The sequence below is a fragment of the Streptomyces sp. NPDC052236 genome, from assembly GCF_044548015.1.
Taxonomy (GTDB): domain Bacteria; phylum Actinomycetota; class Actinomycetes; order Streptomycetales; family Streptomycetaceae; genus Streptomyces.
In genome coordinates this window covers 365,461-391,608 of sequence record NZ_JBIUBL010000002.1, presented here as the reverse complement: position 1 = coordinate 391,608, position 26,148 = coordinate 365,461, and the positions used below count along the sequence as shown (strand labels likewise).

The window sequence follows — 26,148 nt, the reverse complement described above, 5'->3', positions numbered from 1 at the left end:
CGGACTCAGAGACTCAGAGGATCAGAGACTCAGAACTGCAGAGCCCAGGAGTCGATCTTCCCGGCGTCCCCGCCGGAGTTGTCGCCGACCCGCAGCTTCCAGATGCCGTTGGCGACCTCGGACGACGCGTTCACCGTGTACGTGGTGATCACGTTGTCCAGGCTGCCGCCGGACACATACGCCTTGAGGTTGTAGACCGTGCCGTCCGGAGCGACCAGGTCGATCCGCAGGTCACCGATGTACGTGTGCTTGACGTCGACCGGCACGCTCAGGGTCGCGGACGCGTTCCCCGTGACGCCGCTGACCGTGATCGGCGACTCGACGGTGGCGTTGTCCTTGATCGTGTAGTCCGTGACGTTCTCGAACCGCGCGCCGGGCGGCTGCGTCACACCGGTGCCGACGTACAGCAGTCGGTTCGGCGAGCCGGTGCCCGGAGTGCGCACCGCGCCGCTCGTCGCTGCCGTGGTCAGCGCCGCGGAGACCTCAGCCGGAGTCGCGGTCGGGTTGGCGGCCAGGTGGAGCGCCGCCGCGCCCGCGACGTGCGGCGTCGCCATCGAGGTACCGGAGATGGTGTTCGTCGCCGTGTCGCTGGTGTGCCAGGCCGAGCCGATGGACGAGCCCGGGGCGAAGATGTCCAGCACGCTGCCGTAGTTGGAGAAGCTGGAGCGGGCGTCGGCGCTGGTGGTCGAGCCGACGGTGATGGCTTCGGCCACGCGCGCGGGCGAGTGGCTCGACGCGTTGTTGCCCTCGTTGCCCGCCGCGACCGCGTAGGTCACGCCGGAGGCGATGGAGTTGCGCACCGCGGCGTCGAGCGCGGTGTCGATCTCGCCGCCGAGGCTCATATTGGCGACGGCCGGCTTGACGGCGTTCTTCGTCACCCAGTCGATGCCCGCGATGACCTGCTCGGTTGTGCCCTGGCCCGCGTTGTTGAGCACGCGGACGCCGACAATCTTGGCCTTCTTCGCCACGCCGTACGTGGACCCGGCGACGGTGCCCGCGACGTGCGTGCCGTGGCCGTTGCCGTCCTGCGCGACGAGGTCGTTGTCGACGGCGTCATAGCCGTACGACGCCCGGCCGCCGAAGTTGCTGTGGGTGATCCGTACGCCGGTGTCGATGATGTACGCGGTCACCCCCTCGCCCGCGGTGTCCGGGTATGCGTAATTCTTGTCCAGCGGCAGGGCCTTCTGGTCGATCCGGTCCAGGCCCCAGGACGGCGGGCTGGGCTGGATGCCGGACGCCTTGAAAATACGGTTCTGCACGACGGACACGACGGCGGGGTCCGCGGCGAACTTCTTGGCCTGCGCCTCGGAGAGCTGGACCGAGTAGCCGTTCAGCGCGGCGTTGTAGGTCCTCTTGATCTTGGCGCCGTACTCCTTGGCAAGCGCCTTGCCCGCCGTGGAACCGGCGTCGGCGGCCGACTCCTTGAGCGTGACGATGTAGCTGCCCGCGATCACTCCGGGCGCTCCGGCGTTCTGAATGGAGCCTCGCGGAGCGTCGGCCGCGAAGGCCGGGAGAACGGACGTCGTGCCGAGCGCGAGCCCGGCGACGGCTATGGCGCTTACCACGGCGAATCTTCGCCGCGAGTTGCGCGTCACAGTCATGTGAGGGGTCCTCCTCATAGGTGGTGCGCTGCTGTGGGTGGGACAGGAGCATGACAATGAAGCGTGGTGCAGAACTTCGCGCCGTCTGTGTCTTACCTGCCGAGCGAAAGATTGGCGGATCCACAGGAACCGCACAAGAGAGCGGGAAAGTGACGTAACGCATGCTCCACACAACTGCCATGCTGGCGAGCCATGATCTCCTATCGCTGTCCCGACTGCGGCACCGGCTCTCCCGTTGAAACATCCGCCCGCTCGCTCGCGGGCCCGCCCGCCTGGTGCTGCCCCGACTGCCGCGGCCCCTGGGATCTCGACTTCGCCGCCCTGCCCGTCGACCGCAAGGCTCTTTCGGGCCGCGTCAACTCCCTGTGGCGGTACGAGGAGGCGCTGCCGCTGGCCGCCCCCGCCGTCTCCCTCGGCGAGGGCCGCACCCCGCTCGTCCCGCTCACCCCCACCGTCTCCGCCAAGCTCGACTTCCTGATGCCGACGCTCTCCTTCAAGGACCGCGGCGCGGTGCTGCTGGCGGAACTCGCCCGCAGGCTCGCGCCCCAGCGCGTGATCGCCGACAGCAGCGGCAACGCGGGCACGGCTGTCGCGGCGTACTGCGCGCGGGCGGGCCTGGACTGCACGGTGTACGTCCCCGAGGCCACCTCCGCCAAGAAGGTGGAGCAGATCCGGGCGCACGGCGCGCGCCTCGAACTCGTCCCGGGCGACCGCGAGGCCACCGCCGCGGCCGCCCGCGCCGCCGCCGACACCCCGGGCACCTTCTACGCGAGCCACGTCTACAACCCGTACTTCCTTCATGGCACGAAGACCTACGTCTACGAGTTGTGGGAGGACTTCGGCGGCCGGCTCCCCGAGGCGATCGTCGTGCCCGTGGGCAACGGCACCCTGCTCCTCGGCGCGGCGCTCGCCCTCGCCGAACTCCACGCCCACCACCTGATCGACGAACGCCCCGCCCTGATCGCGGTGCAGGCGCGGGCGGTGTCGCCGCTGGCCACGGCGTTCCACGCCGGGGCCGACGATCTGCTCCCCGAGACTCCCGGTCAGGCGGCGCCCACGCTCGCCGAGGGCATCGCCATCCCGCGCCCACCGCGCGCCCGCCAGATCCTGCGCGCCGTACGGGAGTGGGGCGGGACCTTCCAGACGGTGACGGAGGACCAGATCCGGGCGGCACAGCGGGATCTGGCCGCCCGCGGGCTCTACGTCGAGTCGACGGGGGTGGCCTGCTGGGCGGCGGCGAGCGCGTGGAGTGACAGCGACCGGTACCGGGACCGTACGGCGGTCGTCCCGCTCTGCGGCGCGGGCCTCAAGACCGGACTGGCCCCCTAGCCCGTCAGTCCGTCAGTCCGTCGTCCAGTAGGTGTCGTGCTTGATGTAGAACTCCGCCTGCTTGTCCGGCGACCACTCGGTGTGGACCTCGGCGACCTTCTCGAAGTACTCCTCGCGCGGCGCGCCCGGTGTGAACAGGATCAGCATCGACGCGAGCGCGTCCGAGTCATTGCGGAAGGCGTGCAGCCCGCCTTGGGGCACGTACAGGAAGTCCCCCGCCGTCCCGTCGATCCAGCTCTCGCCGTTGTAGAGCCGCACCGTTCCCTCGATGATGAAGAACGACTCCGAGATCGCTTTATGGAAATGCGTCTTCGGTCCGCCCGCCTTCGGCGCCATGTCCATCCGGTAGAGCCCGAACTCCCCGCCCGTGGCGGCGCCGGTGGCCAGATAGTGCGTACGGGACCCGTTCTTGCCCTCCAGCTGAGCGGGGGTGTCCGCCGGCCGGAACTCCGCCGTGATCTCACCTTCGCCGTCCAGATATTTCGGGTCGGGGTACGACATAACCTCTCCTCATCGTCACTGTCAGCCTTCACCTCTTCACCGCGTGTCCCGCACCACACGGCACGGGCGGATCAATAGGGTCCTGCGATGAGCCTCTCGCGCATGCCTCTCCTCGCGCCACTGGTCGCGAGTGCCCTGATCGCGGCAGCCGTCCCCAGCTCCTCGTCCGCGGAGACTCCGACCCCGGAAACTCCGCACACCGAGACTTCGTACGCGGAGACTTCGCCCACGTCCTGCGACCGGGAGACCGATCCCGCCTGGGCCCCCACCTCCACCAGCATCGCCGCGACCGGCGACCACCACGCGTACACCGCCAACGGCTACCTCGGCGTCCGCGTTCCGCCGACCGGCGCCGGTTACGCGGAGAGCCCGGCCAAGACCGGCTGGCCGCTCTTCACACCGCGCTACGACGGGGCCTTCGTCTCCGGTCTGTACGCCCACAACCCGCAGACCACCGCGGACCACCAGGTCCTCGCCGCGCTGCCGAACTGGACCACGCTCGATGTGCGCATGGGCGACGAGACCTTCGGGCCCGGTTCGCGCGTCTCCGACTACCGCCAGACCGTCTTCCTGCGCTGCGGTCTGGTGCGTACGTCCCTGACCTGGACGAGGGCCGACGGGCGCGCCGCCGACCTGACGTACGAGGTCGTCACCGACCGCTCCGACCCGCACACCGGGGCCGTACGGCTGCGCGTCACCCCGCACGGCGATGCCGAACCGGCCGTCACCGACCGCCTCGACTGGACCGGCGCGCGCCGTATCGCCCGTACGGGTGAGTCCACCTTCCGTACCGACGGCACGGGGACGGAGGGCGCTATCGCCACGACGCTCAGGCGAGAGCGGACCGATGCCACGTACGAGTACGTGAAGTACGTCGGCGTGGACACCGCACTCACCTCGCGCGAGCCGCTGGCCTCCGCCCGGGCCGCGTCCCGGCGCGCCGCCGACCGCGGCTGGCGGGCGCTGCTGGACGCCAACTCCGCGGCGTGGGCGCCCCTGTGGGCCGCGGACGTCACGACCCCCGGTCAGCCACAGCTGCAGTCCTGGCTGCGCTCGGCGCAGTACGGACTGCTGGCGAGCAGCCGCCGGGGCGCCGCCGACAGCCTCGCCCCCACCGGCCTGACCAGCGACAACTACGGGGGGCTCATCTTCTGGGACGCCGATACGTTTATGTACCCCGGGCTGCTGGCCACCCGTCCCGAACTGGCGCGCTCCGTCGTCGAGTACCGCTACCGCACCCGCGAGGGGGCCGCCGAGAACGCCGCCAAGCTCGGCTTCAAGGGGCTCTTCTACCCCTGGACGAGCGGTTCGGAGGCCAGGCTGTGGTCCGAGTGCCACAGCTGGAACCCGCCGCACTGCGTCACCCAGAACCACCTCCAGGGCGATATCGCGCTCGCCGCCTGGCAGTACTACCTGGCCACCGGCGACCGCGACTGGCTGCGGGAGCGCGGCTGGCCGCTGCTGAAGGGCATCGCCGACTACTGGGCCTCGCGCGTCACGGCCAACACGGACGGCAGCTACTCCATCAAGGAGGTGGCGGGCCCCGACGAGTACAGCAATGGCGTCACCGACGCGGTGTTCACCAACGCGGTGGCGGCCACCGCCCTGCGCCACGCGGCCCGCGCCGCCGAACTGCTGGGCAGGAGCGCCCCGGCACAGTGGCGGAAGACCGCGGACGGCCTGCGCGTCCCGTACGACCCGAAGCGGAAGGTCTACCTCCAGTACGCGGGTTACACCGGCTCACGCATCAAACAGGCGGACACGGTCCTGCTGCAGTACCCGCTGGAGTGGCCCATGGAGCCGGGCGCGGACGCCGCGACCCTTGAGTACTACGCGGAGCGCACCGATCCGGACGGCCCGGCGATGACGGACTCGGTGCACGCCGTCGACGCCGCCGCGACCGGCGCGCCGGGCTGCTCGACGTACACGTATCTCCAGCGCGCGATCCGCCCGTTCGTACGCGGTCCCTTCGCCTCCTTCGCGGAGGCGCGCGGCGACAAGGCGGGCGCGGACGATCCGCTGGCGGGCTCGCCCGCGCAGGACTTCCTCACCGGGAAGGGCGGATTCCTCCAGGTCTTCACGCACGGGCTGACGGGTCTGCGGCTGCGGGAGGACGGCGTACGGCTCGATCCGATGCTGCCGCCGCAGCTGGGGCGCGGTGTGACGCTGCGCGGGCTGCGCTGGCAGGGGCGTACGTACGACATCGCCATCGGCGCGCGGGAGACGACGGTACGGCTGACGTCGGGCGAGCCGTTCACGCTGACCACTCCGGCGGCGGGCCGGATCCGTCTGGAGGACACGGTCACGCTGGCCACGCGCCGCCCGGACCTGGCCCGGACGGACAACGCGGCGCGGTGCGCGCGGACGACCGCCTCGTCGGAGGAACCGGGGCTGTACGCGGGGGCGGCGGTCGACGGCAGCTCGGCGACGCCATGGGTGCCCGCAGGCGGGACCGGGACACTGACGGCGGACCTGGGCAGGGCGACGGCGATCTCGGCGGTGACGCCGAGGTGGACGGAGGTCAGGCCCCTCTCGTACACGGTGCAGACGTCGAAGAACGCGGCGCACTGGGCGCCGTACCGGCCGGGGGCGGTGGCGCGGCACATCCGGCTGACGGTGCGCTCGAAGGACGCGGAGAACGCGGCGGGGGTGCGGGAGCTGACGGTGCGCCGGGCGCGCTGACCTACCGGCCGTCCGCGGGCCGACGGAACTCCGCACGCCGCCCGCTCAAGCCCTCTGAAACAGAGATCGCAGGGGATCTTGACGTCAATGATGTTACCGGTAACATCATCAGCGCTTCCGCTCCGGAGCATGAGTCCGTCGTCTGGAGTCCGCGTGACCGAACGTCCGACCGCGCAGGGCGTCGCCAGTGTCCAGGCGGCACCGCACACCCCCGTCTTCAGCCCGGCCGCCGTGGTCGCCTCCTGTGTGGGCTTCGTCCTCATCGGCGCGCTCCAGGCCCTGTACGGGCCGGCGATCCCGGCCTTCCGGGACGAGTTCGTGCTCTCCCCCTCCGCGGCCGGCCTCGGGCTGAGCGCCCATTTCGTCGGCGGGGTCGGCGGTGTGCTGCTCTTCGACCGGCTCTACGGCCGGATCGGCAACCGGCAGCTCCTCGGCAGCTCGTATCTGCTGATGGCCGTCGGCGCCGCGGGCTTCGCGCTGGCACCGAACTGGCCCATCGGCCTGGCCATGGCACTGCTCGCCGGTCTTGGCTTCGGCGGCATCGACTACGGCCTCAACCAGTTGTTCGCCATCGGCTTCGGCCGCCGTTCGGCCGCCATGCTCAACATCCTGAACGCGCACTTCGGGGTGGGCGCGATCCTCGGCCCGGCACTGATCGGCGTGGTCGGCTCCGATCACTACCCGGCGATCTTTCTTGGTTTCGCGCTCGTCAACCTGCCGCTGCTGCTGTGCCTGAGAGGCGTACGGGACCGGGCACCGGAGCCGGCCGACGCGACCCGGGCGGAGTCCGGTCGCGGGCTGGTACTCGGCCGCAGCCTGGGCTCGGTGCTCGCCATGTTCGTCGCGCTCTACGTCCTGCACGTGGGCATCGAGGCCGGCGTCGGCGGCTGGGAACCCACTCACCTGGAGACGGTCGGCTACGGCGCGGGCGTCGCCGCCACCGCCACCTCGGTGTACTGGCTGATGATGACCGTCGGCCGGTTCCTGGCCGCACCGATCGCGCTGCGCTTCTCGGCCCAGTCCATCATCACCGTCTCGTGCGCGGGCATGACGGTCTGCCTGCTGCTGGCCTCAGTGCCTGGGCTGGCTCCTTACGCGTACGCCGGCGTCGGCCTGTTCATCGCGCCGATCTTCCCCACCGGGCTGCCCTGGCTGAACAGGGCGGCCCCCCGGGCCCGGCGGGCCGGAGCCGTCGTCATCGCCGCCTCCATGGTCGGCGGTGTCGCGGCGGGGCCTGCCCTGGGCAAGGCGATCGAGTGGTCCGGGATCCGCGCGGTCCCGCTCCTGCTGTGCGGCATCTCGGCGCTGTGCCTGGCCGCCACGCTCTGGCTGATCCGGGCCACGCGCGCCACCACGACCCACTGAGCGAGAAACACTCCACCCGAAGTGAAAGAAGGCCACCGCATGTCCGCTCTGACCACGACGTCCGACGGTTTCCTGCTCAACGGCGAGCCGTTCCGCATCATCTCCGGCGCGATGCACTACTTCCGCGTCCACCCCGACCAGTGGGCCGACCGGCTGCGCAAGGCCCGGCTGATGGGGCTCAACACCGTCGAGACCTATGTGCCGTGGAACCTGCACCAGCCGGACCCCGGCACCCTCGTCCTCGACGGTCTGCTCGACCTGCCGCGCTATCTGAGTCTGGCCCGCGCCGAGGGGCTCCACGTGCTGCTGCGCCCCGGCCCGTACATCTGCGCCGAGTGGGACGGCGGAGGGCTGCCCTCGTGGCTCACCGCGGACCCGGACATCCGGCTGCGGAGCAGCGACCCCCGCTTCACGAAGGCCGTCGACGACTTCCTCGACCTGCTGCTGCCCCCGCTGCTGCCGCACCTGGCCGCGTCGGGCGGTCCCGTCATCGCCGTACAGGTGGAGAACGAGTACGGAGCCTACGGCGACGACACCGCGTACCTGGAACACCTGGCAGAGGCACTGCGCTCACGCGGTGTCCACGAACTGCTGTTCACCTGCGACCAGGCCGACCCGGAGCACCTGGCCGCCGGAAGCCTGCCCGGCATACTCGCCACCGGCACGTTCGGCAGCAAGATCGAGCAATCCCTCGACCGACTGCGCGCCCATCAGCCCGAAGGCCCCTTGATGTGTTCCGAGTTCTGGATCGGCTGGTTCGACCACTGGGGCGAGCCGCACCACGTGCGGGACGCCGCCGATGCCGCCGCCGACCTCGACCGGCTGCTCGCCGCGGGCGCGTCCGTCAACATCTACATGTTCCACGGCGGGACCAACTTCGGCTTCACCAACGGCGCCAACCACGACCACGCGTACTCCCCGACGGTCACGTCGTACGACTACGACGCCCCGCTCACCGAAAGCGGTGACCCCGGCCCCAAGTACCACGCCTTCCGCGAGGTCATCGCCCGCCACGCGCCGGTCCCCGAGGAGCCGGTCCCGGCGCCGGGTGCCAGGCTCCCGCACACTGCCGTCGCGTTGGACCGCCGGGCCCCGCTGCTGCCGCAGGTGAGCACACTGGCCACGCCCGTGCACACCGACGACCCGGTGACGATGGACGAACTCGGGCAGCGGGCCGGGTACGTGCTCTACCGCACCACTGTTCCCGTAAAGGCTGACGGCCTGCTGCACTTCGCGGGCGGTGTCGGGGACCGCGCCCAGGTCTTCGTGGACGGCGCCCCCGTCGGCGTACTCGAACGCGAACGCCACGACGAGACCCTGCCGGTCCGCGTGCCACGCGCCGGTGCCACGCTGGAGGTTCTCGTGGAGAACATGGGCGGGGTCAATTACGGGCCGCGCATCGGCGCACCCAAGGGCCTGCTCGGCCCGGTCACCTTCAACGGCACTGTCCTACACGGCTGGGACTGCCACCCCCTGCCCCTGGACGACCTGCGCGCGGTGCCCTTCGCCGACTCCGGCGCCGATACGGCCGCCGTACCCGCCTTTCACCACGGCACGTTCGAGGTGGGTGTCCCGGCCGACTCCTTCCTCTCCCTCCCCGGCTGGACCAAGGGCCAGGCATGGATCAACGGCTTCCACCTCGGCCGCTACTGGAACCGCGGGCCGCAGCACACCCTGTACGTCCCCGCACCCGTACTGCACCCGGGCACAAACGAATTGGTCCTGCTGGAACTGCAGGCCACCACCGCCACCCGCGCGCTGCTCACCGACACCGCCGACCTCGGACCGGAGAAGTCCTGATGACGCACCTGCTGCGCGTGCCGGCGCCCGCCGCACCCCCGTTGACCGGCCACCTGCCCTTCGCCGACGCTCCGGGAGTGTCCGACCCGATCGAGGTGACCAGCCGCTACCTGACCCGCGGCGGGCGCCCCTGGTTCCCTGTCTCCGGCGAGTTCCACTACACCCGCTACCCGGCCCGTGACTGGGAGGAAGAACTGCTGAAGATGAAGGCGGGCGGCGTGACCTGCGTCGCCAGCTACCTCATCTGGATCCACCACGAGGAGGTGGAGGGCCGCATCCGCTTCGACGGCGACCGCGACCTGCGGCGCTTCGCCGAGCTGTGCGCCCGCCACGGCCTGGACTTCATCCCCCGCATCGGCCCCTGGTGCCATGCGGAGGTACGTAACGGCGGATTCCCCGACTGGCTGCCGGCCCGCGCCCGCGCCCCCCGTACCGACGATCCCGGGTACCTCGCACCCGTACGCACCTGGTTCGCGGCCATCGCCGAGCAGCTGCGCGGCCTTGACCGGGCCCACGGCGGGCCGATCGTCGCGATCCAGATCGAGAACGAGCTCTACGACCAGCCGGGACATCTGCTGACGTTGAAGCGGATGGCGCGGGAGGCCGGCCTGAGCGCACCACTGTGGACGTCGACGGCCTGGGGCGGGGTCCAGCTGCCGCCCGACGAGCTGCTGCCGCTGTACGGCGGCTACCCGGAGACGTTCTGGACCGAGGCCGACGGCGGCTGGCCCGACACCTGCCGCAAGCACTTCTTCTTCACCCACCAGCGCGACGACGAGGGCATCGGCGCCGACCTGCGGCCGACGACCGTGCGCAGCGGCGATCCCGCCCCTACGGACCGCTTCCCGTGGGCGACCTGCGAACTGGGCGGCGGCATGGCCGTCGCCTACCACCGCAGGCCGAGGGTCGAGCCGGACGACGTGGGCGCGCTCGGCCTCACCAAGATCGGCTGCGGTTCGGTCTGGCAGGGCTACTACATGTTCCACGGCGGCACGAACCCGATCGGCGACCTCACCACCCTGCAGGAGTCGCATGCCACGGACTACCCGAACGACCTCCCTCTCCTCACGTACGACTTCCAGGCGCCCCTCGGCGAGTACGGCCAGTACCGGCCCTCGTACCACGAACTGCGTCTCCAGCACCTGCTGCTGGCCGACTTCGGCCATCTGATCGCCCCCATGGAATCGGTGCTCTCCGAGCGGCAGCCCGCGGGGCAGCACGACCGGGACACCCTGCGGTGGGCCGTACGCAGCGACGGCTCCTCGGGCTTCCTCTTCGTCAACAACCACCAGCCGCACGAGCCGCTGCCACCCCATCCCGACACGACCTTCACGGTCGACTTCCCCGAAGCCCTCGCCCTGACATTCCCGAGCACCCCGGTCAGCGTCCCGGTCGGCGCGTACTTCTGCTGGCCGCTGCGGCTCGACGTCGCCGGTCTGCGGCTCGACTGGGCCACCGCCCAGCCGGTGTGCCGCGTCGAGGACGACGGGCGTACGGTCCTGGTTCTGGCCGCCACCGACGGCATCACCCCGGAACTCGCCCTGGACGCCGCCACGGTGGCATCGGTCACGGCACCGTCCGGAGACGTCACCCACGTCGCCGGCCGCATCCTGCTCACCGGGCTGCGCCCCGGCACCGACGCCCTGGTCGAGGTGGAGACGGCGGACGGTGGGCGGGTCGGCCTGCTGGTTCTGGACGCAGCGACGGCGCGTACCGCCTACCGGGGCGTGGCGTGGGGGGCCGAGCGGCTGGTTCTCTGCGGTGACGGCGTCGTCTTCGACCACGAGGAGGTGCGCGTACACAGCCCTGTCGCGCAGCCGTCGTTCGCGGTCCTGCCCGCTCCCGGGCGGCCCCCGGTGGTGGCCGGGGCGTCCGTACGGGAGACGGCCGACGGAGTGCTCACGCGCTACACGATCCTGGCCGACGGTGGGTCCGGCACCCGGCCCGGCGCCCAGGAAGCCGCCCTGCCGGTGATCACCCTGGTCCGGCCGGCCGGACCGGCGCCCGGGACCGTGACGGGTCCGCTGGGCCGGGCGAGCGTCCCGGCGGACAAGCACTTCGACACCACGGCGGCCGTGTACCACGTCGACGTACCGGACGATCTCGTACGCCCGGCGGCGGGGACGCTGCTGCGCATCCACTGGACCGGCGACGTGGCGCGCGCGTACGTGGGAGACACGCTCGTGGCCGATCAGTTCTTCTCGGGCGGCGCCTGGGACATCGGCCTCGACCGGCTCCCCGCCGACGAGCTGCGCGCCCATGGTCTGCTCCTGCGGCTGCTTCCCCTGTCCGCCGACGCCCCGGTGTACCTGCCGCCGCAGGCGGCCGGCGCAGGCGGAACGGCCGTGGTCGCGCGCGCCGAGTGGATCACGACGCGTTCCTGGGTGACGCGGGCGGGCTGAGCCCGGCCTATCCTGTGTCCTGCCCGGCGGGAAAGCAGACCGCCGAGTCAAGTCCAGTCGAGTCGAGGAACCACCCCCCATGACCCGAAGTGCCGCTGACACCCCTGTTCCCAAGGGGCGCAGCAGACGCAACTTCGCGGGATCACGCCCAGTGATGGACGATGTGGCCCGGCTGGCGGGTGTCTCCAAGCAGACGGTTTCCCGCGTACTGAACGACAATCCGGCCGTCCGCCCCGAAACGCGGGAGGCGGTTCAGGACGCCATGCGCTCGCTCGGCTACCGCCCCAGCCGCAGCGCGCGCTCCCTGGCCAGCGGCAGGACCAGGATGCTCGGCGTGATCTCCTTCGACGCGGCGCGCTACGGGCCCGCCTCCGTCCTGACCGCGATCAACACCGCTGCCCAGGCTGCCGGTTACCTGGTGAGCTCCATTGCCATCGGCACGGCCGACCGGGACACGGTGGTACGCGCCGTTGACCGCCTGTCGGCGGAGGGAGCGGACGGTGTGATCGCCATCGCCCCGCAGCGGTGGGTGGGCAGAGCGCTCGCGGACCCTCGTCTCGACACTCCCCTGGTGGTGCTGGAGAACGACCTCAAGGACGGCACCCCACTGGTCACCGCGGACTCCTGGACCGGAGCCCGCAAGGCCACCGAGCACCTTCTGCGGCTCGGCCACTCCACCGTCTGGCACATCGCGGGCCCGACGGGCTGGACATCCGCCGACCGACGGCTGGCGAGCTGGCAGGCAACCCTTGCGGCAGCCGGCGCGGTCGTCCCCGAACCGCTCATCGGCGACTGGAGCGCCGACTCCGGATACGCACTGGGCTGCCGGCTGGCGCGGCGCCCGGAGGTCACAGCGGTATTCGCCTCCAACGACCAGATGGCACTCGGCGTACTGCGCGCCTTCCACGAAGCGGGACGCCGTGTCCCGGATGATGTCAGCGTCGTCGGCTACGACGACATCCCTGAGGCCGCGCATCTGCTTCCGCCGCTGACCACCGTACGCACGGACTTCGCGGAGATCGGCAGGCGCTCGCTGCAGCTCCTGCTCGCCCAGATCGACGACCCGGCCACGCCGCAGGTCGAGCCCATGGTCCCCGTCGAACTCATCGTCCGCCGCTCCACCGGCCCAGCGCCGAAAGGCTGACCCGGAGCCCACACAGCGGCACAGCCACAAAAGTTGTGTACACATGGCACACTCGGTACCGTTGAGCGCATGACAGAGATGCCCATAGAGTCCATTCGCGACGTCCGAGCCCACCTGGCAGAGGTTGTCGAGCGTGCCGAGCGCGACGACCAGCCCACAGTCATCACGCGCCGAGGTAAAGAGGTCGCCGCCGTCGTCTCCATAGACACATTGCGCAAGTACCAGCAGTGGGAAGAGCGCGAGATCAACCGCATCGTTGACGAGCGGATGGCGAACCGCTCTGCCGGCGTCCCGATCGAGGACGTGATGAAGGAGACGCTGGCCCGCAGTGAGTGAGTACCGCACCGTCTTTCGTCCTGAGGCTCAGGCCGAGCTTCGCAAGATCCCCCGAGACATGGCCCTCCGGATCCTGACGAAGCTGACAGAACTGGAGAGCGACCCCCTCGGCTTCAAAACCACTGCGCTCGTGTCACAGCCTGAGCGCCGCCGTCTTCGCATCGGCGACTATCGCATCGTCTACACCATCGACAACGGTGAGCTGATCGTGTGGGTCGTTCACGTCGGACATCGATCCACGGTCTACGACACCTGAATCAATCTGACGCAGAATGAGGAAACCTGGCATACACCGGCACGGAAATCTCAGCAGTCCACTCCCGAGGCAGCGACCGCAGCGAACGTGCGAATGGGGAGAGCAAGTCTTGGACGACAGCATCCTGCCCTCCTTTGCCGGACGGCGCGGTCGTCGGGGCACGCCCAGCCCGTGCTCACTTTCCCCTCAGTAATGGTAGCGAGCGGCGAGGATGATGATCTCTCTGTCGGTGACCAGGTAGACGAGGCGCTGCTCGTCGTCGATCCGCCGTGACCAAGCACCGGGCAAGTGGTACTTCAGGGGCTCGGGCTTGCCGATCCCCGAGAAGGGGTCACGCCTGGCGTCGTCGATGAGCTTGTTGATCCGAGCGAGCATCTTGCGATCGTTCTTGCGCCAGGACGTGTAGTCCTCCCAGCCCTGATCTTCAAAGACGAGCCTCACGCGGCGCCCGTCCCGGCGTCTGCCGAGTCAGGATCGATCAGCTCGCGCTCCGAGACGTTGGTATTGGCCAGGGCATTCTCGTAGGCCTTGAGCAACCGACGCGCGTTCGCCGGCGAGCGCAGAAGATAGGAGCCCTCACGCAGAGCGGCGTAGTCGTCGGCGGAGATGAGCACGGCGTTCCCATGCTTGGAGACGATCTCTACGGCTTCGTGATCCTCGTTAACCTGCTTGATCAGCGGAAAGAGAGCCTTGCGGGCCTCGCTCGCAGTGATGGACATGACCTGACCGCCTTCACTAAGTGGTACGAAATAACGTACCGCTTTCGAGGCCTCAAGGCAGGACCGGCGAGCCCGCGGAACGCCGCGACCTCGACCAGAACAAAGATCTCCCCCATCGAAGAAAGCGACGCGGTAACACCCAGAGGGAGGAACCCACCAAACGGTCCCCCCGTTCCGTTACGATGGAGACCGTAGCGCCGCCCGCCGCCGTGAGGGAACCAGAGTCCCGTTTCGAGTTCCCTGGACAAGGAACAAGTCATGCCCGTCACGTCTCCGCCCGGCACCGTCCGACCCGGCGGGCGCACCGCCCGCGTCCGCGAAGCCGTCCTCCGGGCCGCAGGCGACGCCCTGGCCGAACACGGCTTCGCGACCCTGGATCTCGCCGAGATCGCCCGCACGGCCGGCGTCGGCAAGACCACCGTCTACCGCCGCTGGGGTACCCCCGGAGCCCTTGCCGCCGACCTCCTTGACGACATGGCCGAGCAATCCCTGCCCCGCGCCCGTACCGGCAGCGTGGACACAGACCTCCGGGAGAACGCCCGCCTGGTCGTCAAGACCCTCACCGACCCCCGCCAGGGCCGCCTCTTCAAGGCCCTCATCGCCGCCTCCCTCTGCAACGAGCAGGCCGCCCAGGCCCTGCACCGCTTCTACGCCGTCCGCCTCGACGAATGGGGCGGCTGCGTCACCGACGCTGTCGAACGCGGCGAACTCCCCCCAGCCACCAGCCCCCGCCTCGTCATCGCCCAGGTCTCCGCTCCCCTCTACTACGCCCTCCTCAACACCGGGGAACCGCTGGACGAGGGCGCCGCAGACCGCGCGGCGACGGCCGCCCTGGCGGCCGCGCGGGCGGGAGCGATCTGAGGGCACGACCCCCGCGTCGGCTGACCGAGCTATCGGTGCGTGGTGGCGTCTTGGCTCTTGGGAGTGGTGAGGGGTTCCCCGCGGCGTACGGAGCCGGGGGCGCGGGCGGCCGGGTGGTCGGCGCGGGCGGAGGAGGTGAGTTGCCAGATCACATAGTCCACCAGCAGTGCGGCGGCCACCACCAGACCGGCGGAGGGGCCCAGATTCGTCGAGGCCACCTCGTAGGGCCCGCCGCCGCTCGGATAGGCGTGGACGACCTGGCGGTAGGACAGGACCACCACGGTCATCAGCGCGACGACCGCGGCCGCGATCCAGGGCGTGAAATGCAGATACGCCAACCCGCCCAAGGTGAGCACCAGCAGGATCTCCTGGGTGGCGTATGCCACCGAGGACAGCGGGTCGGAAGCGAAGATCGGCAGGGCCAGGCTCTTGGGCAGCAGCGTCTCGCCCAGCTCCTCGCTGCGCCTGGCCCGGCCGATCACCAGCCGCTTGAGTACCCGGTCACATTGAGCACGACGCGAGGGTATGTCGCCCCACCTGGTCAAAGGCATGACCGCACTGCCTTGAGAGGCATGAAGAACTCGATCAGACGGCTGCCGTAAGAGCGTCGTCAAGAACGTGCCCATGACCGTAAGGGACCCGTCAACGGCGGCCATTTCGGTTCGGAAACAGGCTTTCCTCCAGATGCCCGCACATTTCCGAACCTCTTCCAGGAGCTCACGATGGCCGACGTGGCCTTCGTCGTCACCACGATCGCGGTCTTCGCGTTGGTGGCTTTCATCGCCAAGGGGGTGGCAAAGCTGTGACTGCCGAGAACATCATCGGTCTCGTCGTGGCCGTCGCCCTGCTGGGTTACCTCGTCCTCGCCCTTGTGCACCCGGAGAGGTTCTGAGCCCCCGATGACTCCGTTCCTCGCCGGTGTGCTCCAACTGCTCGCGCTCATCGCGGCGCTGGCTCTCGCATACCGCCCGCTGGGCGACTACATGGCCCGCGTCTACAGCTCCACGAAGCATCTGCGTGTCGAGAAGTGGATCTACAAGGCGATTGGCGCCAATCCCGGCGCCGAGATGCGCTGGCCCGCCTATCTGCGCGGTGTCCTGGCCTTCTCCGCCGTCAGTGTCCTCTTCCTCTACGCGCTCCAGCGGATCCAGGGCGGCCTGCCCGGCTCGCTGGGCTTCGCCTCCATCGACCCGGACCAGGCATTCAACACCGCCGCCTCATTCGTGTCGAACACCAACTGGCAGTCGTACTACGGCGAGCAGGCCATGGGCCACGTCGTGCAGACCGGCGGCCTGGCGGTGCAGAACTTCGTCTCCGCCGCCGTCGGCATCGCGGTCGCGGTCGCTCTCGTACGCGGCTTCGCCCGGTCCCGCACCGGTGAACTGGGCAACTTCTGGGCCGACCTGGTGCGTGGTGTCGTACGCGTCCTGATCCCGATCTCCGTCATCGGCGCGATCGTGCTGGTCGCGGCCGGAGCCATCCAGAACTTCTCCGGCATCCACTCGGTGGGGCAGTTCATGGGCGGCTCGCAGCAGTGGAACGGCGGCGCGGTGGCCTCCCAGGAGGCCATCAAGGAAGTGGGCACGAACGGCGGCGGTTACTTCAACGCCAACTCGGCCCACCCCTTCGAGAACCCCAACCCGTTCTCGAATCTCTTCGAGATCTTCCTGATTCTGCTGATTCCGTTCGCGCTGACCCGCACCTTCGGCAGGATGGTCGGCTCGATCAGGCAGGGCTACGCGATCCTCGCCACGATGGCCACCATTTGGGTGGGCTTCGTCCTGCTCATGATGTGGACCGAGTTCGCGCACCACGGTCCGGCGTTCGAGGTCGCGGGCGGTGCGATGGAGGGCAAGGAGACCCGCTTCGGCATCGCCGCCTCGGCGATCTTCTCGGTCTCCACCACACTGACGTCGACGGGCGCGGTCAACGCGTCCCAGTCGTCGAACACCGGACTGGGCGGCGGCATCGACCTGCTGGGCATGCAGCTGGGTGAGATCGCTCCTGGTGGTGTGGGCTCCGGGCTCTACGGCATGCTGATCATGGCGATCATCGCGGTGTTCATCGCGGGCCTGATGGTGGGCCGTACGCCCGAGTACCTCGGCAAGAAGATCGGCACCCGCGAGATCAAGCTCGCGGCCTGCTACATCCTCATCACCCCGGCGCTCGCACTGTGCTTCACCGCCGCGTCGATGGCCCTGCCGACCCCGGTGAACTCGATGACCAACTCCGGTGCGCACGGTTTCTCCGAGATCCTCTACGCGTTCACTTCGGGCGCCAACAACAACGGCTCGGCCTTCGCGGGTCTGAACGCGGACACGCAGTGGTTCAACACCACCATCGGTCTCGTGATGCTGCTCGGCAGGTTCCTGCCGATGGTGTTCGTCCTGGCGCTGGCCGGCTCGCTGGCCGAGCAGAAGCCGGTCCCTCAGACCGCGGGCACCCTGCGTACCGAGAAGCCGCTGTTCACCGGGCTGCTGGTCGGCACGATCGTGATCATCACTGGTCTGACCTACTTCCCGGCTCTCGCGCTGGGACCGCTGGCCGAGGGGCTGGCGTCATGACCACTCGTACAGAAAAGCAAGAGGACTCCATGTCCACAGTCACTCCGACCCAGGCGCCGCACTCCGACGTGCCGACCGATCGCAAGACCGAGCCCGGACGGGTCGGCGGGGGTCTGTTCGACCCCAAACAGCTACTCACGTCCTTCCCGGACGCCGTCCGCAAGCTCGACCCGCGGGTGATGGTCAAGTCGCCCGTGATGTTCGTGGTGCTGGTCGGTTCGGTGGTCACCACTCTGCTGGCGCTGAAGGACCCGGGCGACTGGTTCGGCTGGGCGATCACGGCCTGGCTCTGGCTGACCACGATCTTCGCCAACCTGGCGGAGGCGGTGGCCGAGGGCCGCGGCAAGGCGCAGGCCGACACCCTGCGCAAGGCCAAGACCGACACCGTCGCACGGCGCCTGACCAAGGACAGTGCGACCGAGGAGCAGGTGCCCGGCGCCGACCTGCGCATCGGAGACCTGGTCGTCTGCGAGGCAGGCGACATCATCCCCGGCGACGGAGACGTCGTGGCGGGTGTGGCGAGTGTCGACGAGTCGGCCATCACAGGGGAGTCCGCTCCGGTCATCCGCGAGTCCGGCGGTGACCGCAGCGCGGTCACGGGCGGTACAAAGGTGCTGTCCGACCGGATCGTCATCAAGATCACGACGAAGCCCGGGGAGACCTTCATCGACCGGATGATCAACCTGGTGGAGGGCGCGTCCCGGCAGAAGACCCCGAACGAGATCGCGCTCAACATCCTGCTGGCCTCGCTGACGATCGTCTTCCTGCTCGCGGTCGTCACCCTGCAGCCGTTCGCGATCTACGCGGGCGCCAAGCAGTCAATGATCGTGCTGACCGCTCTGCTGGTCTGTCTGATCCCCACCACCATCGGCGCGCTCCTGTCCGCGATCGGCATCGCGGGCATGGACCGGCTGGTGCAGCGCAACGTACTGGCAATGTCGGGCCGCGCGGTCGAGGCGGCGGGCGATGTGTCGACGCTGCTGCTCGACAAGACCGGCACCATCACCCTGGGCAACCGCCAGGCCGCCGAGTTCGTACCCGTCAAGGGCACGACGGAGGCCGAGCTGGCGGACGCCGCCCAGCTCTCCTCGCTCGCCGACGAGACCCCCGAGGGCCGCTCCATCGTCGTACTGGCGAAGGAGAAGTACGGGCTTCGCGAGCACCACCAAGGGGAGTTGGAGCATGCGGAGTGGGTGCCGTTCACCGCGCAGACCCGCATGTCGGGCGTCGACGTCGACGGTCACAAGGTCCGCAAGGGTGCGACGGCTTCCGTCATCGCCTGGGTGAAGGAACGCGGCGGCGCCGTCGCCACCGACGCTCAGGCCCTCACAGACGCCATCTCCCAGGCAGGCGGTACGCCGCTGCTCGTCGCCGCCGAGGACGGCGAGGGCGCCCGGATCCTGGGTGTCATCCACCTCAAGGACGTCGTCAAGGACGGCATGCGGGAGCGGTTCGACGAGCTGCGCCGGATGGGCATCAAGACCGTCATGATCACGGGCGACAATCCGCTCACCGCGCGTGCCATCGCGGAGGAGGCGGGCGTGGACGACTTCCTCGCCGAGGCCACTCCCGAGGACAAAATGGCGCTCATCAAGCGCGAACAGGCGGGCGGCAAGCTCGTCGCGATGACAGGCGACGGTACGAACGACGCCCCGGCTCTCGCGCAGGCGGACGTGGGCGTGGCCATGAACACCGGCACCTCGGCCGCCAAGGAGGCCGGGAACATGGTGGACCTGGACTCCAACCCCACCAAGCTCATCGAGATCGTCGGGATCGGCAAGCAACTCCTCATCACCCGGGGCGCGCTGACGACCTTCTCGATCGCCAACGACGTCGCCAAATACTTCGCGATCATCCCGGCGATGTTCGCCGTCGTCTACCCAGGCCTGGACAAGCTCAACATCATGAACCTGGCCTCGCCCGAGTCGGCGATCCTGTCCGCGGTCATTTTCAACGCGCTGATCATCATCGCCCTGGTGCCGCTGGCCCTGAAGGGCGTGCGGTACCGGCCGATGAGCGCCGACAGGATGCTCCGCCGCAACCTCGGGATCTACGGTCTCGGCGGCCTGATCGCCCCGTTCATCGGCATCAAGCTCATCGACCTGCTCATCTCCCTCATTCCTGGCATCGGGTGACGTCATGAACAACTCTCTCAGCGGCACCGCACGGCTCCTCGGGGCCGGGCTCCGCGCCCTGCTTGTGCTGACCGTCATCTGCGGCGTCATCTATCCACTCGCCGTCACCGGCGTCGCGCAGGCCTTCTTCAACCACAAGGCCAACGGCTCCGAAATCACGTCCGACGGCAAGGTCGTCGGCTCCGAACTCATCGGGCAGCGCTATGACCTGCCGCTGAAGAAGGGCCAGGAGACGCCGGAGCCGGACCTGAAGTGGTTCCAGCCGCGGCCGTCCAACGGGCTCGGGACGAACAGCGTCAACACCCAGTACAAACTGATCCTCTCCGGCGCGACCAACCTCGCGGGTGACAACGGCGCGGTCAACGGACGCTGCCCGACGGACGCGGCGGAAGGCACTCTCTGCGCCCAGGTTCTCGCCGCGCGGGACGCCGTCATCAAGGACAACTCGACAGCCGACTACAAGGTCAAGCCGGAGGACATCCCGGCCGAGGCCGTCACCTCCTCCGGCTCCGGCCTGGACCCGCACATCTCCCCCCAGTACGCCAAGATCCAGGTCCACCGGATCGCCGAGCGGAACCACCTCGACGTCCAGCAGGTCGAGCAGCTGGTCAAGGACCACACCGACGACCGGATCCTCGGCTTCATCGGCGAGCCCCGGGTGAACGTCCTCAACCTCAACATCGCACTCAAGGAACTCACCGAGAAGTGACCGTCTTCATGACACTCCCTGCTCACAGGGACCAGTGCTTCTCAGGGGTGGGGTGTCACAGGCGGTGGGTTCCTCGACCGTGGCCCGTGCGCACCACGACGCCACCGGGCACGGCTGAAGGCCGCCCGGCTCGGGCGCTCGCGTGGCGGGCCGACCACCAAGGTCCACCTCGCCGCGGACCGCCGGTGTCGGCCCCTGTCGTTTGTCCTCACCCCCGGACAAGCGGCCGACAGTCCCCGCTTCACCACCGTCATCGAACGCATCAAGGTCCGCGGCCCCGCCGGCCGGCCACGCACCCGCCGCGACGCCGTCGCGGCCGATAAGGCGTAGCCCTCCCGCGCCAACCGCGCCTAGCGCGCCCAGGCAGGGCCCTGCCCGGTCCAGCTCAGAACAAGCAGGATGTCGTCGAGTGCGCCGGAATCGAACAGGGCACTTGCTTCGCTGCCGAAGCTGAGCTGCCAGTCCCCCGCCGGGCTGGTACCGAGGAACGACGTCCAGGCTGTGGCGTTGCCACGCCGGGTGCTGGCAATGCCGTTGGTTGCCGTGGCCGTGCCCCCGGCAGCACCATGCCGCAGCGAGATCGTGGTCTCGGGGACCGTGGCGTCGCTCGACAGGCGAACGGCAACGGCCGCGGCGGCGAGGTCGTCGATCCCGACCGGAAAGTCGACGTCGCGCAGCGCGAGCGTCGCCGACCTGGCCGCTGGGTCGGCCGGGTTGTTGAGGTCGTACCACTGGTCGGGGAAGTCGCGGGCCAGGCTGAACACGCAGTCGGCGCCCCGGTCCCGGTTGGCGTTGAGCCTGGTGACCACCTGGTCGCGGTAGGTGTCGTCGTACGCGGCGGTGTAGTCGACCGTGACCAGCAGGTCGACGATGCTGGAGAAGTCGAGCGGGTTGGCAGCGGGCGGCAACCGGAACTCCCAGCTGGTGTCCACACCGCTGCCCTCGAAGGGCAGCAGCATGTCCGACTGGGCGTCGAGCTCGAATACCCCGCTGGCGTTGACCGGCGACGTCAGGGCGACGATACCGGGGTCGCTGCGTACCACGACATCCTGGAAGGTGCCGTCGCCTCCTGTGGTCACCCGGGAGATCCCGTTGGAGTACAGCGTGGCCCGGATTCCGCGGTCGGGCGGGACGAGGGCCACCAGGCTGGCCCGCACCTGGCGGATCAGCCGCAGGTAGTGCCCCGGGAAGTCGGCGTCGAACAGGGACGTGGGCGTGGTGAACGCGAGCGTTCCGGTGCGCCGGAACTCCTGGAACTCCACCGGCATGAGCCGGGCCAGCGAGAGCGTCTGCGTCAGGTTCAACCGCCGCCGGGCCGAGGTGAAGGCGTACTCGTCGAGGCGAGTGAGGTCCTCGCTGAGCTGCTCGGCGCCGGTCAGGCCCTGGCGGCTGGGTCCCGCGTTGGTGGTGAGTTCGGCGGGCGACTGCGTGTAGTCCTGACGGATCAGGACCCGGGCCGGCTCCGCCCGTTCGAACGCCAGCTGGGCCTGCGCCTGCCGGGCGGTCGCGGTGGCCTGCTGCAGGAAGTACCGGTACACCCCGCCCAGCGTGTTGCTCATCCACAGGTACAGGTCGGCGTTGGTGAATTGTCCGTTGAGGAACGTCAGGGTGCCCATCGCCTGGTCGTGCTGCAGCGCCGCGACGGCCTGTTCCCCCAGGGCGATCGTGACCTGGTCCTTGGCCACGATGATCTGTGCCCCGGCGATCTGTACGTCCTGCTGGGCGGCAACCACCTGGCGCCGCCACTCGTCCTTGCGCTGCTCGACGCCGGCCCGCAACTGGTTGGCCTGCATCTGCGCTTCGAGGTCGTTCTGCTGGTGTTGGAAGACGGCTTTGGTCACGGTGGCCGTGGAGATCCCAAGGGCCAGCCCCTGCCTCATCCCGAAGGAGAAGAGCGCGTCCCACGAGTTGGCTGCCTGAGAGGCCGCCTGGAGGACACCGATCGTCGCATCGGTCTCGGAGATGTGGTCTCTGATGTCGCGCATGTCGGCATAGCTGTCCAGCAGGTCCCGCTCGTACTGGTTCGCAGGCGCCTCGATGGCGGCGGTGTAAGTGGTGACCAGCGTGTCGGCCTTCGTCTTCTGGGCCTCCGCCGCCGTGGCGGCGTCCTTGGCCTCGCCGACCCGGCTCGCCGCCACCGTGGCCTGCGCCGCGCTGAGGTCGACCGCCTTGACCGCGTCGTAGAGGCGCAGGTTGCGCTCGTCGTACTTCTCCAGGGCGGCGAGGTAGCCGGCCTCCATCTGGGCGGCCTGCGCGGTGAGCTGTTTGGCCCGCTCCAGCAGGACCTTGAAGCGGTACGGGGTCGGCTGGCTGACCGTGGCGGCTGCGAGCCCTTGCGCGCGCGGCATGCCCGCGATGTTGCGGCCCTGGCGCAGCTTGGCCAGTTGCATGTCCACCCGGGTGCGCAGGATGACAAGTTCCGGGATCGGCAGGGCCGGCTCCCCGGTGTTCGTCGGCTTCTGCGGCACCAGAGCCGGGGAGTCGAGCAGCCTGCGTGCGGTGACGTACAGGGTGCGGGCATGCGCGACCGACTCGTCGGTCTCCCGGGCGAACTCGGCGTCCGCGTAGTCGAGATGGCACCTGATGATCGACAGCAGGGTGTATCGGGTGTAAGGCTTCGGACGCTTGGCCGACGCCGAGCCCACCAGCGTGAACGGGTCGAGGCCGGCCGTCCAGCCCGGCGGGAAGGTCAGGTCGGGACTGGAGATCGTCTCGTTGTTGATCCCGCTGTAGATGGACTTCGGGCCGGCGCGGTCGTACGAATAGACGGTCCAGTACCAGTCGAGCGCGGCCCGGTAGTCGCCGGCCGTCTGCAGGCGCTGGGCAAGCAGCATCGGCACCACCCAGAAGACCTCCTTGCGGACCGGCTCGTCCGGAGGCTTGGGGTCGTCCGGATGCTTCGGGTCCCCCGAGAGCCTGGTCTGGTGGTCGTCCGTACGCTGCGGATCGAGATAGGTGTACGACGCGGGGAACGTGATCTTCTTGTTCACCAGGTACTCGGCCGCCAGCTTGACGGCGGTCCCGGCGGTGAACGTGGCCCCCGGCGCGCTGATCTGGGCGAAGAGGATGTCCAGGGGCAGTTGTGACGATCCTGACGTCATGGTCTTGGTGCTCGGGACCAGCAGGGTGGGGTCGAGGTGCCGCTCGGGGAACAGGAAGGCCGTGGTGGCCGCCTGCCAGCTTCCCTGCTCGCCCAGCCACGCCCAGGCGGCGGCGAAGGTGTCGACGCCGTTCTTGAGCGCCCAGCCCGCCGCCGGGTGGTCCGCGGCGAGTTCGCCCGACCGTTTCGCCGACAGCAGCGACTGCACGCTTTCGACGGCCTGCCTGATGCGGGTGGTGCGCAGTGTCCCGCCCGCGAGCATGTCGACGAAGTACCGAGCGGACAACGCCTCGCCCACGCTGCCGGTGGCGGTGGCCAGGTCGGTGGCCAGGTCGGTGAGCAGGGCGTCGCGCAGGATGGGCAGAGCGGCCTGTTCGGTCGCCGCCACGGCCTGCGCGTTGGCGTCGATGAGGTCCTGGCGCTGAGCGATCCTGGCCCGCAGCACACTCTGCCACTCTGCGCGGGCGTCCCCCTCTGCCCGGTACGGGCTGGGTGTGGGACCAGTACCGCCACGGACGAAGAAGTCCGGCGAGAGTACGAAGCCCGACTCGGCCGCCCGCCAGGAGGGGTACAGGTTCCGCCGCTTGTGCGCAGCGGTGAGTACGGCCAGGCCGTCGTCCCACTCGGCGGTGGTGACGGTCCCGGTGCCTGCCAGGGCGCTCAGCTTCCTGAGGTGGACGAAGCCGGCGCGGGTCAGGCCCTGCGCGGTGAGGGTGCCGCTGATGTCGATGCCTTGTGCGTCCTTGGCCGCGAGAGCCGCGAGATCGAGGCCGGGCTGCGCCAGCGCGAGCATCGCCGCCAGCCCGGCCGCCGGGGTCTTGCCCGGCCTGAGGGCCGACAGGGTGCCCGTGAACGTGGTCAGTGCCTGAGCCCGGTCCGTCAGCAGCGTGCGGACGGCATCGCCGACCGGGCCGCTGATCACGTCGGCGGCGTTGATCACGTCGGGGTCGGCGAGCACTCCGAAGGCCCGCGGCGCGTTGGGGTGTTGGTCCTGCGCGGCCCAGGCCAGTGACTGGGCGGACAGTCGCCAGCTGAGCAGGAGTGGCACACCGGGGGCGCGCAGCGGGTCGGAAGCGGTGGTCGACGGCAGGCCGAACAGTGTCTCCAGCGCCGTCTCGGTGAGGGCGGGGCTGTCGATGAGCAGCTGGTCCAGCTCGTCGGGCGCGGTCGCCGACAGCGTGATGCCGAGCCGGGCGGCGAGCGCCTGGCGGGTCACGGTGTCGGTGCCCCGCGCCAGCCGCAGTTCCGCATAGGACGTTCCGGCGGCTGCGAGCAGCGACGCGTAGGACGTGGTGCGGTACCGCAGTTCCAGGTTGCCGCCGGGGCCGGTGGGGGTGTTCGTGGCCGCGATGCGGGCTCTCAGGAGCTCCACCGGTATCCGCAGCTGGTTGACTTCGCGGGTGCCTCGGTCGGCCGCTGCCGACAGCGGCTGGCTGAGCCGGTCGACCGGCTGCCCGAGTGCGGCGACCAGGGTCGCGGTGTCCAGCGGAGCGGCGGGCGGGCCGGGCACGTTGACCTGCTCGTGCGCGAAGGACAACAGCGCGGCGAGATATTCGCGTTCGTTGAGCCGTTCTTCCAGCGTCGTGGGCACGTACGAGCTGATCACCGTGACCTGGATGTCCTTGGCCGCCGTGGTGCCCGCGTTGTCGGTCGCTCGCAGGTAGACGGTGTGCGCGCCGAACCCGGACAGAGGTACGTCCGCCGTCCAGTTGCTGAAATCATTGCCGGACACCGGCTTCGCCGCCGTCCTCGTGCCGGTGGCGGACAGCGCCCATTCCACCTTGGCGCTGCCGCCGACCATGCCGCTCTGCGCGTCGGGCGCCGTCCCTTGCAGGGATACCGTCGCGGCACCGTTGGCGTCGCCCACGACTGTTGTGGTGGCCGCGACCTGCAACCTGGGCGGCGCCGCGTCCCGGCCGGTGAATGTGCGGGTCTGCGTCGCGGTGAGGCCGTCGGGATCGCTACAGGTGACGGTGATGGACCGTGCCCCGAGTGGCATGGGCAGCAGGCTCACCAGCACCTGGTACGAGGCGCCGCCGGTGAACGGCGCGGACGTGGTCGTACCGTCCCGTGTGATGGCGATCGTGAGCGGCAGGCGCTGGGCACGCGTGATGTTCAGCTGGACATTGACCTGTCCGCCCCCCTCCAGCAGGTCGACCGTGCTGCCGCCGGCAGGGGTCACCCAGGTGAACGCAGGCGGTAACGCCATCTGCACCTGGACGGTCCGGGAGCTGCTGAGCGCGGCGGAATTCGCCGACCACAGGTCGGGGTACTGCTCGGGATACGGGATGTAGAAGGAAATCGCACGGTAATTGGCGGTCACCGTGACCGAGATCTGCGTGCCCGGCGCGACGGATGCCGGCAGCGGCACCTGGGCCGTCCATGCCCCGCCCGCGCTGCTCGCCTGCACCGCGGGCAGCCCGGCGACGGACACCATCACAGTGTTGAGAATGTCGTACGGGTCGTGGTCACCGCTCTGCGCGACGAGGCCGTTCACCTGGGCGGTCACGGTGGCCGTGCGACCCATCACCGCATTCGCGGTCGGTGAATTGATCTGTACGGTAACACTCACGGTTTTCTGCCTTCCTCATCGATGACATAGCCCTTTGCGGTGAGCCGTCGACGTGTGGCATCGCGGACCACG

Annotated in this window: 18 protein-coding genes and 2 pseudogenes; 14 read left to right on the top strand and 6 right to left on the bottom strand. The window is 69.5% G+C overall.

What is annotated here, in order from left to right; genetic code table 11:
• Positions 1-29 precede the first annotated feature (29 nt).
• Positions 30-1,601, bottom strand: a complete 1,572-nt coding sequence (locus ACIHCQ_RS05790; RefSeq protein WP_399658371.1) for a S8 family peptidase — start codon at positions 1,599-1,601, stop codon at positions 30-32.
• Between the two features lie 192 nt (positions 1,602-1,793).
• On the opposite strand from ACIHCQ_RS05790, the gene ACIHCQ_RS05785 reads away from it, so the two are divergent.
• Entirely contained in the window at positions 1,794-2,930 is a 1,137-nt protein-coding gene (locus ACIHCQ_RS05785; protein WP_399658369.1) for a threonine synthase, read from the top strand.
• 12 nt (positions 2,931-2,942) lie between these two features.
• Here the strand turns inward: ACIHCQ_RS05785 and ACIHCQ_RS05780 are convergent, their stop codons facing one another.
• A complete protein-coding gene (locus ACIHCQ_RS05780; RefSeq protein ID WP_399658367.1) occupies positions 2,943-3,431 on the bottom strand; it encodes a cupin domain-containing protein in 489 nt (162 codons plus the stop codon).
• An 87-nt stretch (positions 3,432-3,518) separates the two neighbouring features.
• Here ACIHCQ_RS05780 and ACIHCQ_RS05775 point away from each other — a divergent pair, with 87 nt between their 5' ends.
• From ACIHCQ_RS05775 to ACIHCQ_RS05745, 7 genes are all read left to right on the top strand, one after another.
• Complete coding sequence (locus tag ACIHCQ_RS05775) at positions 3,519-6,113, top strand: glycosyl hydrolase family 65 protein (protein ID WP_399658365.1); 2,595 nt, start codon at positions 3,519-3,521, stop codon at positions 6,111-6,113.
• Positions 6,114-6,266: 153 nt separating this feature from the next.
• On the top strand, positions 6,267-7,478 hold the full coding sequence (locus tag ACIHCQ_RS05770; protein WP_399658363.1) for an MFS transporter: 1,212 nt from the start codon (positions 6,267-6,269) through the stop codon (positions 7,476-7,478).
• 39 nt (positions 7,479-7,517) lie between these two features.
• Positions 7,518-9,278 carry a beta-galactosidase gene (locus ACIHCQ_RS05765; protein ID WP_399658361.1) on the top strand — a complete coding sequence of 587 codons (1,761 nt, stop codon included), beginning with the start codon at positions 7,518-7,520 and terminating at the stop codon, positions 9,276-9,278.
• Positions 9,278-11,680 (top strand): beta-galactosidase, encoded by a 2,403-nt coding sequence (locus ACIHCQ_RS05760; RefSeq protein WP_399658359.1) that lies wholly within the window; start codon positions 9,278-9,280, stop codon positions 11,678-11,680. The genes ACIHCQ_RS05765 and ACIHCQ_RS05760 overlap by 1 nt, the downstream gene beginning before the upstream one ends.
• A gap of 79 nt (positions 11,681-11,759) precedes the next feature.
• Complete coding sequence (locus ACIHCQ_RS05755; protein WP_399658356.1) at positions 11,760-12,824, top strand: LacI family DNA-binding transcriptional regulator; 1,065 nt, start codon at positions 11,760-11,762, stop codon at positions 12,822-12,824.
• Between the two features lie 69 nt (positions 12,825-12,893).
• Positions 12,894-13,160, top strand: a complete 267-nt coding sequence (locus ACIHCQ_RS05750; protein WP_399658354.1) for a type II toxin-antitoxin system Phd/YefM family antitoxin — start codon at positions 12,894-12,896, stop codon at positions 13,158-13,160.
• Positions 13,153-13,416 carry a type II toxin-antitoxin system RelE/ParE family toxin gene (locus ACIHCQ_RS05745; RefSeq protein ID WP_399658352.1) on the top strand — a complete coding sequence of 88 codons (264 nt, stop codon included), beginning with the start codon at positions 13,153-13,155 and terminating at the stop codon, positions 13,414-13,416. Before ACIHCQ_RS05750 ends, ACIHCQ_RS05745 begins: the two co-directional genes overlap by 8 nt.
• Before the next feature lie 186 nt (positions 13,417-13,602).
• Here the strand turns inward: ACIHCQ_RS05745 and ACIHCQ_RS05740 are convergent, their stop codons facing one another.
• Both ACIHCQ_RS05740 and ACIHCQ_RS05735 read right to left on the bottom strand, forming a co-directional pair.
• Positions 13,603-13,857 carry a Txe/YoeB family addiction module toxin gene (locus tag ACIHCQ_RS05740; RefSeq protein ID WP_399658350.1) on the bottom strand — a complete coding sequence of 85 codons (255 nt, stop codon included), beginning with the start codon at positions 13,855-13,857 and terminating at the stop codon, positions 13,603-13,605.
• Complete coding sequence (locus ACIHCQ_RS05735; RefSeq protein WP_399658347.1) at positions 13,854-14,135, bottom strand: type II toxin-antitoxin system Phd/YefM family antitoxin; 282 nt, start codon at positions 14,133-14,135, stop codon at positions 13,854-13,856. Before ACIHCQ_RS05735 ends, ACIHCQ_RS05740 begins: the two co-directional genes overlap by 4 nt.
• 258 nt (positions 14,136-14,393) lie before the next feature.
• Here ACIHCQ_RS05735 and ACIHCQ_RS05730 point away from each other — a divergent pair, with 258 nt between their 5' ends.
• Complete coding sequence (locus ACIHCQ_RS05730) at positions 14,394-14,996, top strand: TetR/AcrR family transcriptional regulator (RefSeq protein WP_399658345.1); 603 nt, start codon at positions 14,394-14,396, stop codon at positions 14,994-14,996.
• 125 nt (positions 14,997-15,121) lie between these two features.
• On the opposite strand, the pseudogene ACIHCQ_RS05725 reads toward ACIHCQ_RS05730, so the two are convergent.
• Positions 15,122-15,547 (bottom strand): annotated as a pseudogene (locus tag ACIHCQ_RS05725) (hypothetical protein); the annotation flags it as partial.
• A 251-nt stretch (positions 15,548-15,798) separates the two neighbouring features.
• Between ACIHCQ_RS05725 and kdpF the strand changes: the two are divergent.
• From kdpF to ACIHCQ_RS05700, 5 genes and pseudogenes are all read left to right on the top strand, one after another.
• The gene (kdpF, locus tag ACIHCQ_RS05720; protein WP_399658343.1) at positions 15,799-15,888 is read left to right on the top strand and encodes a K(+)-transporting ATPase subunit F; all 90 of its coding nucleotides are present in this window, start codon (positions 15,799-15,801) and stop codon (positions 15,886-15,888) included.
• 7 nt (positions 15,889-15,895) lie between these two features.
• Complete coding sequence (kdpA, locus tag ACIHCQ_RS05715) at positions 15,896-17,560, top strand: potassium-transporting ATPase subunit KdpA (protein ID WP_399658341.1); 1,665 nt, start codon at positions 15,896-15,898, stop codon at positions 17,558-17,560.
• Positions 17,557-19,695 carry a potassium-transporting ATPase subunit KdpB gene (gene kdpB / locus ACIHCQ_RS05710; protein ID WP_399658338.1) on the top strand — a complete coding sequence of 713 codons (2,139 nt, stop codon included), beginning with the start codon at positions 17,557-17,559 and terminating at the stop codon, positions 19,693-19,695. Before kdpA ends, kdpB begins: the two co-directional genes overlap by 4 nt.
• A gap of 4 nt (positions 19,696-19,699) precedes the next feature.
• Positions 19,700-20,404 (top strand): potassium-transporting ATPase subunit C, encoded by a 705-nt coding sequence (locus ACIHCQ_RS05705; RefSeq protein ID WP_399658336.1) that lies wholly within the window; start codon positions 19,700-19,702, stop codon positions 20,402-20,404.
• 96 nt (positions 20,405-20,500) lie between these two features.
• Positions 20,501-20,731: pseudogene (locus ACIHCQ_RS05700) on the top strand (IS5/IS1182 family transposase); the annotation flags it as partial.
• Positions 20,732-20,754: 23 nt separating this feature from the next.
• Here the strand turns inward: ACIHCQ_RS05700 and ACIHCQ_RS05695 are convergent.
• Positions 20,755-26,076, bottom strand: coding sequence for a hypothetical protein (locus tag ACIHCQ_RS05695; RefSeq protein ID WP_399658334.1), 5,322 nt, complete (start codon positions 26,074-26,076; stop codon positions 20,755-20,757).
• Between the last annotated feature and the right edge of the window lie 72 nt (positions 26,077-26,148).